We start from the raw sequence: 12,947 nt of genomic DNA, 5'->3' as shown, positions 1-12,947 counted from the left end.
AGAAAGGCACTATCGATGCTCGCTGACGAACGTCGCTCGCGGCTCCTGGAGGAGATCGCCGTCTCCGGACGCGTCGTGACCTCGGAGATGTCGGACCGGCTGGGCGTGAGCGAGGTGACCATTCGCGGCGATCTCGACGACCTCGAACGCCGCGGGCGAGTCAAGCGGACACGGGGTGGCGCCGTCGCGCCGGACGCGGATTCGGCCATCGTGTCGTTCGACGCGCGGATGTCCATCAACCGTGATGCCAAACGCCGCATCGCCCAGGCGGCCGCCGATTACCTGGAGCCCGACCGGACGGTCATCTTCGACGCCGGATCGACCGTGCATTCACTCGCCCTGCAAGTGCCCGCCCACGTGTCCGGCCTGCGGGTCTACACGCCAGGGCTCGGCATCGCCCAGCACCTGATGGCGGTGGAGGGAGTGAGCGTCTTCCTCATGGGAGGGCGGGTGGACGCGTACTGGGCCGAGACGGTCGGGACCCCGCGAGAACAAGGCATCGGCGACCTGCTCGCGCACACCCTCTTCCTCGGGGCCATGGCCGTCGATTCGGACCTCGACATCGTCGACAATTCGGACGACCTGACCAGAAACAAACAGCAATACGCCCGGCTCGCCCGCTCGACCATCGTGCTTCTGGATTCGTCGAAATGGGGCGGTAGCGGGTCGCGCAAGGTGCTACCGCTCGACAAGGTGGATGTGATCATCACCGACTCCGGCATCGACGAGCGGTTGAGGGAACGGCTCATCGCCGAGGTCGACGCCGAACTCCTTGTCGTCTGACCAGGCCAGGCCCGACTTCGACCGGAAACCCCTTTGGGGAGGCCATGACGCACCAGCGCGTCGCTGTTCCGCGTGCCCGGCATGAAATCGCGCTCGAACGACGTCCCGTTCCGGCGCCCGGCGCCGATGAGGTTCTGGTGCGGGTCACCGCGGTCGGGGTGTGCGGTTCGGACGTCCATTACTACGAGCACGGCCGGATCGGCGAAGTAGCCGTCACAGCGCTCTGTTGATGACCGCCCCGTCCAAGACCGACCGTGAGCGCGTCATTCCGATGTCGGCAGAATTGTTCGCCGTGATGGCCGCGATCATCCGACGGCATACCCAGCATGACCGTCCCATTCCCCTCATTCAACGCTACGACAACCACAAGCGGCGCATGAGCGAACCGATGCCGTTCCTGATCCAACGCCACACTGGCGCGGTTGCTGGCGGCGATGCGGGATCCGGGTCGTGGGTTTGATGCGGTGGTGGTCGGAGAACCGCAGCGGGCGTTCTACGGTAACCAGTATGGTTTGACGTTTCCGGTTTTTGTGCATTATGGGGTGGGTTTGTGGGTGCCGGAGGTCGGGGAGGGACGCTTCCTGGGTGGGCGGCCGCCGTATGGGTATCGATTGGCTGATGCAGGTCCGCACCCGAACCCGGCGAAGGCCGCGGACGGGAAGCGCCTGCACCGGTTGGAGCCGGACCCGGCCACAGCCCCGGTGGTGCGGAGGATCTTCGCCGAGTATCTGGCCGGCCGGGGGATCTTCGCGATCGCGGAGGGCCTGACTCGCGATGGTGTTACGTCACCGTCGGCGTCGGATCCTGGGCGGAACCGGCACCGGTCGGGGGTGGCGTGGTCCAAGGGCGCGATCCTGGTGATCTTGTCGAATCCTCGGTATACGGGGCGGCAGGTGTGGAACAAGCAACGCAAGGAAGAGGTCTACCGACAGTTACGGCTGCACGCGACCTACCACCCGGGCACACGTATCGTCCGGATCGAAACGACGATCGATCCGGACGGTTGGGGTTATGGTAAGTGGCGAGGACGGCGCCGAACCATTTCCCCAGCCTCGTTCATTCCGTTGAACTGCGGCTCCATTAAGGACAGTGCGCCTTCATGTTCGTGGGGAATGACGACCACGCCCGGGGAATCTGTCGAGACGAGATGGCGTGGCCGCACCGGAACACCGCACATCCGGACCGATTCGGCGATCCGGCTCACTACCAACCGGCCGCGACCCGCCATCGGCGTCGGCGCCAGACCGTAGACGGGAAACCGTGCGCGCGGTGTTCCTCGACGTCTCGGGACGCTCCGTCGGCCACCGCTCCGACCGCACCACCCCGAAGTGCGGCCATCATGCAACCCCACACCGAACAGTCGATCGGCCGCCTGCGGCCAGCATGACGAAGTGACCGGTGCCGATCCGGTCGAGGTAGTCGTCCGTCACGGCCTCGACCTCGTCGATCGATTGCAGATGGACGGTGAATGCCAGTCCGCACGCGGGCTGCGCGGATTCCATCGGCCGGATACCGGGCAGACCACCTCGCGGCAGGCCACATCGGCCGAGACCGTCGGAGAATTGGCACGTGCAACCGAGCGGCCCTGGCAACGCGTTCGGCGCTGACCGGAGCGGGTGGCGACGTCATTCGGCAACACCAAGATCTCGTTGCCGTCTACCTGGAATTTGGGCGGCGATTCAGCGGATACCCATTCCAGCTGATCCAGGACAGGCTCGAACAACGGGTCTCCGTTTTCGACGGCGATCGGCTGGGCGAGATCGTTGACGAAGCCGGGCACCATCGGGATGCGCTGGACGCCGTCGGTGGTAACCCTGCCGCAGTTGATGCTTCCCCGGGTTGAAGCGGCCTTTGACCCTGCCCTCCTTTCACAGGGTCGATTGGATACAATCTACGTACGATCGCCCGCCTGAGGCGGGGCTTTCCGGCAATGCGGATCCGGTTCGTCGACCACGGCGAAAGTCGCGGAGCAGCCGCTTCGTCCTGGCCCCGCGCGCTGGCCCTGGCGTGCCGTGCTGGACGAAGAGCCAGAGGCCGCCGAGCCCTGCCCGGAGATGCTCGTCCAAATTGTCACCGTTTGTCGCCCTCTCGGAGTACTGGATCCAATAGACTGTTGACAACGGTCCGGCCGGATGTCAAGGTCGGTTCCCCTGATTTGTCAATGGAGATGGAGACGGGAATGAGTCTTGAGCGGGCGTCCAGGACCTCTCGTGCGAAGCGTGTCTTTGTGCTCGCACCTGCCGTCGCCATGGTGGTCGGTCTCGCGGCGTGCAGCGGCGGCGCGGCAACCGGAGGTGGCTCACAGCCCCAGGTACTGCGAGTCGCTCACAACACGCCACCGACCTCGCTCGATCCGGCGCTGGCGGCGACCTTCGGTTCGACGTTCCTCAACCTTGTTTACGAGTCCCTGCTCAAGCGCGATGACAAGGGCGAGGTCGGCCCGGGCCTGGCCAAGGAGTGGAAGCTCAGCGCGGACGCGAAGCAACTCGACCTGACGCTGCGCGACGGCGTCAAGTTTCAGGACAACGCACCCTTCAACGCAGAGGCGGTCAAGGCGAACCTCGACGCCGCCCCCAAACGGGGTGGCGACATCCCGAATCAGCTGTCGCTGATCGAGACGGTGGTCGTCGTCGACCCCACCCACGTGAAGATCACCATGAAGCGTCCCGCGAGCGACCTGCTCGGAATCCTGGCGAGCGAGGCCGGAATGATGATCAGCCCCGCCGCCCTCGGATCCAAGGACCTGGGGAAGAAGCCGGTCGGCACCGGGCCGTTCCTGGTCGACGTGTTCAACCAGACCGGCATCACGTACAAGAAATGGCCGGGATACTGGGATGCCGCACGGGTCAAGCTCGACCGCATCGAGTACCTCACCGGCCTGGATGACCCAGCCCGGCTCAACGCGTTGCTCACCGGTCAGGCGGACCTCGGCACCTCGATGCGGACGACGCAGATCGCCGAGGCCGACGCCCGCGGCGACCAGCTGAAGTCGTCGAGGGCCACGGTGGCGCAGATCAACGCGATCATGCTGAATACGTCCCGTTCCAAGTTGGCCAACCCGGCCATGCGCCTCGCGATCCAACACGCGATCGACCGCAAGGCGATCCAGAACGCCCTGTTCGAGGGCGGGTGCCAGCCTGTGGCGCAGCCCTTCCCGACGACCTATTGGGCCTCTGACCCCGCGTTGGAGCAGTCGAAGGACGCGGCGTACGACCCGGATACGGCACGCAAGCTCCTGCAGGATGCCGGGCTCGTCGGCACCCCGCTCAAGCTCTACGTCGGGTCGACAGCGGTCTTCCAGAACATGGCGGCGGCGGTCCAGCAGCAGCTCAACGCGATCGGGCTGAAGGTCTCGGTGGAGGTGCTGGACGCGGTGGCCCTGTCGAAGGCGCGGGCCTCGGGCGATTTCGAGGCATCCATCGCCTCGGTCCAGAGCGGTCGCCCGGATCCGGCACTGTTCGTGCGGCAGTTCTACCTGCCAGGCGGGATCTTCAACCCCGGTAACACCAAGTACACCGGCATCGACCAGGCATTGTCCGACATGAACACAACCAACGACATGGCAAAGCGGAGCGAGGACATGCACCAGATCGACAAGGCGGTCCTCGAACAAGGCCCGACCGTGATCCCCATCTGCGCGCCGGACTACGTCAACATCTACAAGTCCAACGTGAAGGGCGTCCGCATCCCGGTCGCCATGGACTTCGACCTCTCGACGCTGTACTTCGACCCGCCCAAGTAGACCGACGCCGTCGCGGCTCGGCCGCCGAGCACGATCTGAGCCCATCGTTCGATCACGTCAACTCGGAGCTACCGCAAGGCGGGAGGTAATGGAGCATTGCGACCCTCAGCCATCGGCCGACGCCTGGTCAGTGGCGTCCTGGTCCTGGTCGGTGTTTCGATCCTGGCGTTCAGCCTGGTCCATCTGCTGCCCGGTGACAGCGCCAATGCCATTGCGGGCGAGTTCGCCTCGCCGGACCAGATCGAGAATGTGCGTACTCAGCTTGGCCTCGACAAGCCCATTGTCGTGCAGTATTTCACTTGGCTGACGTCGGTGCTCCATGGCGACTTCGGCACCTCGCTGTGGACGTCGCGGCCGGCCAAGGACATGGTGTTGGACGCCGTCCCGGCGACCCTGTCCATTGCCCTCGTATCGCTGCTGATCTCGACGGTGCTGGGGCTGTTCTTCGGCACCATCGCCGCGTTGCGCCGGGGGAGCTGGGTCGACCGGGGCGTCACTTTCTGTGCGGGCCTGGGAATCTCCATGCCGGCCTTCTGGGTCCTGCTCATTCTGTTCGTGCCGTTGTCGATCCTCAACAGGTGGTTCCCGGCCGTCGGCTATGCCCCGCTCTCCGCGGGGTTCTGGCCGTGGCTGAGCCATATTCTGCTTCCAGCGACCGCACTGGCGGTCGCCCACGCGGCGGAGCTGTCCCGCTTCACCCGTGGTGCCGTCATGGACGTCCTCAGCACGCCCTACATCCGAGCGTCCCGATCGCGGGGCGCCTCCGGATGGCGCCTCGTCAGAACGCACGTGCTGCGCAATGCCGCCATCCCGGTCGTCACCGTGTTCGGTCTGCAGATCGGCAACATGCTCGGTGGCGTCATCGTCGTCGAAACGGTCGCCGGCATCAACGGCCTCGGACTCCTGGCCGTCAACGCGATCCTGAACCGCGACTTCGTGCTGGTACAGGCCTACGTTCTGTTCACGGCGGCGGTGGTCGTGGTGATCAACATCCTGGTGGACCTGCTCTACTCGGCGATCAACCCCAAGGTGCGCGCATGACGACGACACTGACGAAAGACCCGCCCGCGTTCGAACGGCCCGCGGCCCGAGGTGGGCCGCGGGCTCCCGGCCGCGCGTTCTCGTTGCTGCGTCGTCCCGCCGCCGTCGCGTCACTCACCTTCATCGTGCTGCTCATCGTGGTGGCAGCGTTCGCCCCCGTCCTGGCCCCCTTCGACCCGGCCACGCAGATCCTGCAGGACCAACTGCGGGGGCCGTCCGCGGAGCACTGGCTGGGTACGGACCACCTCGGTCGCGACGTGTTCAGCCGGCTGATATATGCCGCCAGGCTCACTCTCCTGGCGCCGACCATCGCGGTAGGGGTAGCGCTCGCGCTCGCCTTGCCGACCGGCATGTTCGCCGGGTTCCGCCGCGGTTGGTTCGACGCCGTGTCAGGCAGGGTCGCCGATGTGTTCCTCAGCCTTCCCGGTCTGGTGTTCGCGCTCGCCATGGTCGCCGTGCTCGGGCGAGGTACGGTCAACGCGATGCTTGCCCTCGGCATCGCCTTCTCTCCCGGCCTCTACCGCATCGTCCGCGCGGCGGCACTCCAGGTGTCACAGGAGACTCACATCGAATCCGCCCGCTCGATCGGGAGCTCCACCGGACGTATCTTGTTCGTCCACGTTGTGCCCAACATCTTGGCCCCGCTGGTCGTGCAGGTCACCATCCTCATGGGCATTTCGATCATCGCCGAGTCCGGTCTGAGCTTCATCGGGGTCGGCGCCCAGCCGCCGACGGCGAGTCTCGGCGCCATGCTTCGCGATGCCAACCAATTCCAGTTCAAGGCGCCGCTCGCGGTGCTGCCCGCGGGCATCGTGCTGGTGCTGACAGTGCTGTCCTTCAACACCTTGGGCGACCGGCTGCGTGACATCCTGTTAGGAGAGCAACGTTGAGCGGGCGGCCGCAGACCGACCCTGTCCTCGAAGTCGACGGCCTGTCATTGCGGCTGCGTGGATCCACCAACCCGGCGGACCTCGTCCAGTCCGTGTCGTTCGATGTCGGGAAGGGCGAGTGTCTCGCCCTCATCGGAGAGTCCGGCTGCGGCAAGACCCTGACGTCGCTGTCGATCCTCGGGCTGTTGCCTTCAGCGGTTTCGGCGATCTCCGGCTCCATCAAGCTGAACGGCGCCGACCTCTTGCGGAAGGGGGAGCGAGAACTTGGCCGAATCCGGGGCAAACAGATCGGCGCGATCTTCCAGGACCCCATGTCGTGCCTCGACCCGACAATGAGAATCGGTGACCAGATCGCCGAGTCCCGGCGCATCTATCTCGGCGAGAGCCGGCGGGTCGCGCGCGGCCACGCGGTCGATCTGCTCGACCGCGTCGGCATCCCACGCGCCAAGGAGCGCCTCGACGCCTTCCCGTTCCAACTGAGCGGCGGAATGCAACAGCGCGTGATGATCGCCGCGGCGGTCGCTTGCGAGCCCGCCCTGCTGCTCGCCGACGAGCCGACGACGGCCCTCGACGTTACCGTGCAGCAAGGAATCCTCGACCTGCTCCGGTCGCTCCAGGCGGAGCTGGGCCTGTCCGTCCTTCTGGTGACGCACGACCTCGGCGTCGTGGCCGACTTCTCGGACCGGGTTGCCGTCATGTATGCCGGCCAGATCGTCGAGCGCGGCCGAACAGCGGAGTTGCTGGACCACCAGCCAAGCCACCCCTACACCCGCGCGTTGCTCGCCAGCGTGACCCAGACCGGTAAGGCACACACGCTGCTGCCGACCATTCCGGGACGGGTCCCGTCGGCCACTGAGATGCCCACGGGATGCCGGTTCCAGGCCCGGTGCGCGCACGCGTCGCCAGACGTGTGCGGCGAGCCGCAGGCCGAGGTGAGCTTGGGACCCGGTCGTGCATGCCGGTGCGTACGAGTCACCGACATCGAAGAGTTGAGGATGAGCAGATGAGGGACGCGCGCGCTGAGGCCACCCCGACCCCCTATGCCGTCGAGGGAGTCGACCTGCGCAAGACCTTCCCGCTGCGACGCTCGATGTGGGGCCGGGCGATCGAGCAAGTTGTCGCGGTCGACGGTGTCAGCCTGGCGGTCGAGCCCGGTCGCACGCTGGGAATCGTGGGTGAGTCCGCCTCCGGCAAGAGCACGGTGGCCCGCATGCTGGCCAAACTGATCCCGGTCGACGCGGGAAAAGTCGTCTGGGAAGGCGCCGACGTCACCGAGCTCAAAGGTCGCGCCCTGCGGCCTTTGCGGGGCCGGATCCAGATGATTTTTCAGGACCCCTACGGCTCACTGGACGGGGCATACTCCGTCGGGTATGCCGTCGCCGAGCCTCTCAAGGTGCACCGACGTGCGTCGGGGTCGGATGCCCGCGACCGCGTCGCTCAGTTGCTGGAGAGGGTGAACCTCGACCCGCGGCTGGCCGCCCGGCGTCCCGGCGAGTTGTCGGGCGGGCAGCGGCAGCGCGTGTCGATCGCCAGGGCGCTCGCCCTCGAACCAACGGCCCTCATCGCCGATGAACCGACGTCGGCACTCGACGTGTCGACCCGCGCGGAGATCCTCAACCTGCTGCGGGAGTTGCAGCAAACCATGGATCTCGCGATCGTCCTCATCTCGCACGACTTCGCCACGATCCGGCACCTTGCCCACCGCGTCGCGGTCATGCACCGCGGTCGGATCGTCGAAGAGGGGACCGCCTCGCAAGTGGTCAACGACCCCCAAGACCCCTACACCCGCCGGCTGCTCGACTCTGTGCCCGTGCCGAACGTCGAGGAGCAGCGCCGACGGCGCGAACGCCTGCACAGCTCCGCCGACACCGCCCGGCCTTCCTCTGGATGACGTCGAGTGGACTCCTGGGCGCATGAGCGCTACGTGACCGGGGGAGGTGGTGCGCTGCCCCAGAGGTCGATGCGCAGGGGGGCTTCGGTGAGCTCGAGGATCTCGTGTGGTTCGAACCCTGCCGCCACCCGGCGAAGCACGAACCCTTCAGCGCCCGCGGTGTCGCGTTCCATGACCGCCAGGTCGGTGACCACGATGTCGACGATCTCCTTGCCGGTGAGCGGATAGTCAAGGGCGCTCACCACCTTGGGCCGCCCGTTCCTCTCGGTATGCCGCATGGCGATGATGAGCCGCCCAGGCGCCACGATCAGGTCCATGGCTCCGCCGATGGCGCCTCCTCCCATCCGCGGGGTGGTCCAGTTCGCGAACGAACCGCGGGCGTCGACCTGAAACGCGCCCAACACGACCGCGTCGAGGTGCCCGCCACGGGCGATCTCGAAGGCGCGGACGCTGTCGAACACCGAGGCACCGGGACCCAACATGATGGGCTCGCCACCCGCGTTGTACGCGTCGGGGTCGGCGTGTTCGACGCTGAGCCGCTCGGAGTAGCCCAGCGCGCCGTTTTCGGCATGCAGCGAGATGTCGCGCCCGGTGACGAAGTCGGACACCTGCGTCGGCAGCCCGACACCGAGGTTGACGTAGCTGCCGTGGGGCAGCAGCTCGGCGATCCATCGTCCGATCTCGCGCGGGGTCAGGCCAGGCTTGCCGTGATACAGCCTCCGCTCGTCGTCGTCCCGGCGCTGGCTCCAGGCCGGCACGCGCGTCGAGGCGGACCGGACCACCCGGTCGACGAAGACACCGGGCAGGTCGATCTCGTCCGTGGGCAACTCGCCGACCTCGAAGATCTCGTCGACCTGCACAATGACCACCTTCGCGGCCTTGGCCACGCTGGGCGCGAGGTTCTCGCTCGTACCCCTGAACGCGACGTTGCCCGCGCGGTCGGCCGCGGCCGCGTAGACGAAGGCGTAGTCGAGGTGGAGAGGGTACTCGAGCAGGTGGTCCCGACCGTCGAAGTGCCGGATCTCGCGGCCGTCTGCCAGGTCGGTGTCCACGCCCACCGGGCTGTAGAACGGACCCAGGCCGGCGCCGGCCGCGCGGAGCCGTTCGACGAGGATGCCCTGCGGGATCAGCTCCACGTCGATCGGCACCGGACTCTGCTGCTGAGCGGAGCTGTCGGGCACCGCCGCGCGAGCCGAGAAGGCCGCACGGAGGCAAGACACTCGCCCGGCGGTCACGAGCCGTCTCGGGTGGTCCTCGGTGACTCCCAGAGAGTTGCACACGAGGGTCAGGCCACTGATCTCCTTCGCCGCGCAGGCCTGGATCAGGTCGACCGGGAAGTTGTGGCTGGCGCCGAACCCCGAGATCCCGACCACAGCGCGGTCATCGATGTCTGCGATGGCGTCCGCGGCATTGGCTACGACCTTGTCCATCGATACGCCGTTCAGCCGCGGATCTCGTCGACCAGCGCGCGGGCCGCGCGGGCGAGCAAGCCGGTGTCGTTTCCGACCATCAGGAAGTCGTAGCCCTGCTCTGCTTTGGCACGCGCGTCGGCGGCACCCCGAGCGAGCGTGGCCACCCTGACTCCCTTCTCCTTCGCGATGGTGAAGGTGCGGTCGACGGCCGCGACGACGTCGGGATCCGTCGGCTTCTTGCCCATCGTCAAGGAGAGGTCGCCGGGTCCGATGAACACGGCATCGACGCCCTCGACGGAGAGAATGGTCTCGGCGTTCTCCACCGCTCCGATCTCCTCGATCATCGGGATCTTCATGACCCGCTCCCGGCCGTCGCGCAGGTAGTTCACGTCGGGGTCACGCGAGATACCCCAGCCACCCGCGCGCATACCGCCTCCGGAGCCACGGGTGCCGAGGGGCGGGTGCGACGCCTGGCGGACCACGGCGCGGCACTCCTCGGCGTTGGAAACGTGCGGCCACAGGATGCCGGCGGCGCCGGCGTCGAGTATCCGCTGCATGTCGCCGTAGTCGTGGTTGGGCACGCGCACCAACGGCGGCAGGTCGAGAGCCCGGGCCATGGCCACGAGGACGTTGAGGTCGGAAACGCTCAGCATGGCATGTTCGGCGTCGAAGACCACGAAGTCGAACCCGGCCATCTTGATGATCTCCACGACCTCGATCGAGGGGATCTTGAGGAAGGGGCCGATCGGGATGTGGCCCGCCGGCCGGCCGAGGATTTCTTTGAACCAAGTCATCACATGACTCCCAAGGTCGTGCGCGAGATGCGACGCGCGGACGAAATGTGCGGCGGAGGAGGGGGCTCGCGAGCAGCTGCCCGGGATTTACCAACCCGACCAAAAGTAGGCGGACACGGACCGCGGCCAATCTGGCTGTATAGACCCGTTTCCGCCGTGGCTGTGGTCGGATTGGTAACGGTCGGCGCAGTAGCGGAGGAAGGGGCCTTTGCTACGGATCATCCGCAGTAAAGGCCCCATTCCTCTTTTCGACGGGGACCGCGGGGCCGCGGGCGATGAATGATCCACGAGGACTGATGGAGCGAGGCTCCACCAGCCGGCCTGTGATCAGGCAGGCGCCGACTCGGCGGCCATGGCGTCGGCTGCCTTGTTGTAGGTGTGCACCACTCGCAGGGATTCGGCGAAACCCGCACCGCGGCGCTCGGCGAGCAGCTCGCGCAACCTGGTGGTGTCGCGCGCCGCCGCCGCGTTGATGATCTCCTCGCCGCCACGGTGCACCCGGTCGGGGACCTCGGTGCTGGAGTAGTACAGCGCTCGATAGCGGTCGCAGCTGTCCCAGAGCTGGCTGAGCAGCGACACCAGACGCATGTTGCCGCTCGCCTTGAACAAGTGGAAGTGAAATTCCCTGTTCCACTCGATGCGCTCGAGTTTGGCGCCGGCACCGGCGGCCATCAGGTCGGCGAGCGTCTCCCGCATGGCATCGATGGTCTCCTCGGTCAGACGCGGCACGGCCTGCTCGATGGCGACCGGCTCGAGAATGTCCCGCAACTGGTAGGTCTGCACCAGGTCGTCCTCGTCGAGAGGCGCGACCATGTACCCCTTGTGCTGCGTATAGTCGACCAGTCGCTCGGACTGCAGAACCACGAGAGCCTCTCGCACCGGCAGTCGGCTGACCCCCAGTTCGGACGCCAGCACCTCCTGGCGGATGGCTACGCCCGGCAGGATTTCGCCGCGGGTGATCCGCTGGCGCAGCTCGGTCAGGACGGCAGCCTGCGCCGTAACGGGTCGCTCGAACTTGCGGCTCACGGTGCTGTCCTTCGTACCTGATGGCGGGCTGGATCCATGTTACACAACGGCGCGAGGCATCGCCGATTGGCGGCAACTGATCGCCCGCCCAGCCGTCAGAGGCCGCGGCACAACCGACCGTCACGCTCCTGGCCTGCCCAGATGGTGTCCTCAGCGCAACGAACGTTCGCGAGAGCGGACGCTCGCAAAGCCGATCTCCCAGAACGCGACGCTGCGTGAACATGGTGTTCCTCCCTGGTGGACCAGCACTGTATTTTGGATCCACATGCCAAAGAAGTCAACATCGCAGCGTAGCCATTGAAGAAGCCCTGGCCGGGCGCACTTCTTCGTGTATTGTATCCAGTCTACGGACTGGTCATGATGGCGCGCGGCGACCTGCGCCAGGGAGAGGTGGAGCCTCAATGCTGAGGAGCGATTTCTTGGATCCCGAACTCGACGCGGCGCGCGACACTCCGGATTCGCAGGTGGCGGAGTTGCTCCACGGCGTCGTGGACCTTCATCAGCATCCGGGCCCCAGTCCCATCCCGCGACGCATGACGATCATGGAGGCCGCCGAGGACGCGTCGCTGGCGGGGTTCCGCGCGATCGTCGCCAAGTCCCATCACGACAACACCGCGCCGATGATCGATGTGCTGCGCACGGCCGGGCTCGACGACTTCGGCATCGAGGTCTACGGCGGGGTGGCGCTCAACTGGTACGAGGGCAACGTCAACCCCTACGTCGTGGAGAACGCGCTCTACTCCGGCGCGCGGATCGTGTGGCTGCCGACGATCTCCTCGGCCGCGCATCTCGCGAAGGACCATGGCCCCGGCAGTGTTTTCGCCAACCCTGTGCTGCGGGTGGGCCCCGCGAACCGCGTCACCGACGACGACGGCAAGCCGACCGGTGACGTCCGCGAGGTGCTCGAGCTCGTCGCGCAGTACGACGCGATCCTCAACTTTGGCCACCTGTCGGCCGACGAGATCGACGCCGTGCTGCCCACGGCCGTTGCCGCGGGAGTGCGGCGCATGATCGTGAGTCATCCACCGCTGCTCGAGGGCGCCACCCCCGAGCGGACCGCGGCTTGGGCCGCGCAGGGCGCGAAGATCGAGCACGTCATCGGCAACGTGCGGCGTCGTGGGGTCGAGTTGTTGCAGGCTTACGTCGACGCCACCGGGCTGTCGAGCACGTTCCTGTCGTCCGACTACGGCCAGGTCCACAACCCGCTCCCGGTCACCGGGTACCAGATCACGGTGCGGCTCCTGCTCGACCACGGCTGGTCGGAGGATGACGTCCGTCGCTTCGTGTCCGGAACGGCCGGTGAGCTGATCGACGGCTTCGCGTGAGCGGCGCCGCACCGGACTGCTGTGTCACCACCATCTTCGTCAC

General features: G+C 66.7%; 13 protein-coding genes and 1 pseudogene. 10 read left to right on the top strand and 4 right to left on the bottom strand.

Going from position 1 to position 12,947, the window contains the following annotated elements; genetic code table 11:
• Window positions 1-15 precede the first annotated feature (15 nt).
• From ACFSXZ_RS04120 to ACFSXZ_RS04105, 4 genes and pseudogenes are all read left to right on the top strand, one after another.
• Window positions 16-783: a DeoR/GlpR family DNA-binding transcription regulator gene (locus ACFSXZ_RS04120; protein WP_378261363.1), complete on the top strand. Its 768-nt coding sequence runs from the start codon at window positions 16-18 to the stop codon at window positions 781-783.
• Window positions 784-827: 44 nt separating this feature from the next.
• A pseudogene (locus ACFSXZ_RS04115) lies at window positions 828-998 on the top strand (alcohol dehydrogenase catalytic domain-containing protein); the annotation flags it as partial.
• Window positions 999-1,012: 14 nt separating this feature from the next.
• A complete protein-coding gene (locus tag ACFSXZ_RS04110; protein WP_378261361.1) occupies window positions 1,013-1,243 on the top strand; it encodes a hypothetical protein in 231 nt (76 codons plus the stop codon).
• A complete protein-coding gene (locus ACFSXZ_RS04105; RefSeq protein ID WP_378261359.1) occupies window positions 1,206-2,033 on the top strand; it encodes a recombinase family protein in 828 nt (275 codons plus the stop codon). The genes ACFSXZ_RS04110 and ACFSXZ_RS04105 overlap by 38 nt, the downstream gene beginning before the upstream one ends.
• Window positions 2,034-2,120: 87 nt before the next feature.
• Here the strand turns inward: ACFSXZ_RS04105 and ACFSXZ_RS04100 are convergent, their stop codons facing one another.
• Complete coding sequence (locus tag ACFSXZ_RS04100) at window positions 2,121-2,285, bottom strand: hypothetical protein (protein ID WP_378261357.1); 165 nt, start codon at window positions 2,283-2,285, stop codon at window positions 2,121-2,123.
• Between the two features lie 725 nt (window positions 2,286-3,010).
• Here ACFSXZ_RS04100 and ACFSXZ_RS04095 point away from each other — a divergent pair.
• The 5 genes from ACFSXZ_RS04095 to ACFSXZ_RS04075 all read left to right on the top strand — a co-directional run bounded on the left by ACFSXZ_RS04095 (window position 3,011) and on the right by ACFSXZ_RS04075 (window position 8,347).
• Complete coding sequence (locus ACFSXZ_RS04095; RefSeq protein WP_378261355.1) at window positions 3,011-4,525, top strand: ABC transporter substrate-binding protein; 1,515 nt, start codon at window positions 3,011-3,013, stop codon at window positions 4,523-4,525.
• 96 nt (window positions 4,526-4,621) lie between these two features.
• A complete protein-coding gene (locus ACFSXZ_RS04090) occupies window positions 4,622-5,566 on the top strand; it encodes an ABC transporter permease (RefSeq protein ID WP_378261353.1) in 945 nt (314 codons plus the stop codon).
• The gene (locus ACFSXZ_RS04085; RefSeq protein ID WP_378261351.1) at window positions 5,563-6,456 is read left to right on the top strand and encodes an ABC transporter permease; all 894 of its coding nucleotides are present in this window, start codon (window positions 5,563-5,565) and stop codon (window positions 6,454-6,456) included. Before ACFSXZ_RS04090 ends, ACFSXZ_RS04085 begins: the two co-directional genes overlap by 4 nt.
• On the top strand, window positions 6,453-7,463 hold the full coding sequence (locus ACFSXZ_RS04080) for an ABC transporter ATP-binding protein (protein WP_378261349.1): 1,011 nt from the start codon (window positions 6,453-6,455) through the stop codon (window positions 7,461-7,463). The genes ACFSXZ_RS04085 and ACFSXZ_RS04080 overlap by 4 nt, the downstream gene beginning before the upstream one ends.
• Window positions 7,460-8,347 carry an ATP-binding cassette domain-containing protein gene (locus ACFSXZ_RS04075; protein ID WP_378261347.1) on the top strand — a complete coding sequence of 296 codons (888 nt, stop codon included), beginning with the start codon at window positions 7,460-7,462 and terminating at the stop codon, window positions 8,345-8,347. Before ACFSXZ_RS04080 ends, ACFSXZ_RS04075 begins: the two co-directional genes overlap by 4 nt.
• Before the next feature lie 29 nt (window positions 8,348-8,376).
• Here the strand turns inward: ACFSXZ_RS04075 and ACFSXZ_RS04070 are convergent, their stop codons facing one another.
• The 3 genes from ACFSXZ_RS04070 to ACFSXZ_RS04060 form a co-directional block, all read right to left on the bottom strand.
• Window positions 8,377-9,777: a 3-oxoacid CoA-transferase gene (locus ACFSXZ_RS04070; protein ID WP_378261345.1), complete on the bottom strand. Its 1,401-nt coding sequence runs from the start codon at window positions 9,775-9,777 to the stop codon at window positions 8,377-8,379.
• A gap of 11 nt (window positions 9,778-9,788) precedes the next feature.
• Window positions 9,789-10,553 (bottom strand): HpcH/HpaI aldolase family protein, encoded by a 765-nt coding sequence (locus ACFSXZ_RS04065; RefSeq protein WP_378261343.1) that lies wholly within the window; start codon window positions 10,551-10,553, stop codon window positions 9,789-9,791.
• Window positions 10,554-10,880: 327 nt separating this feature from the next.
• A complete protein-coding gene (locus ACFSXZ_RS04060) occupies window positions 10,881-11,579 on the bottom strand; it encodes a GntR family transcriptional regulator (protein ID WP_378261341.1) in 699 nt (232 codons plus the stop codon).
• Between the two features lie 401 nt (window positions 11,580-11,980).
• Between ACFSXZ_RS04060 and ACFSXZ_RS04055 the strand changes: the two genes are divergently transcribed.
• Entirely contained in the window at window positions 11,981-12,904 is a 924-nt protein-coding gene (locus ACFSXZ_RS04055) for a DUF6282 family protein (RefSeq protein ID WP_378261339.1), read from the top strand.
• Window positions 12,905-12,947 lie beyond the last annotated feature (43 nt).

This window comes from Amycolatopsis pigmentata (genome assembly GCF_042684065.1).
GTDB lineage: Bacteria > Actinomycetota > Actinomycetes > Mycobacteriales > Pseudonocardiaceae > Amycolatopsis_E > Amycolatopsis_E pigmentata.
This window is presented reverse-complemented; position numbering and strand designations above follow the sequence as displayed.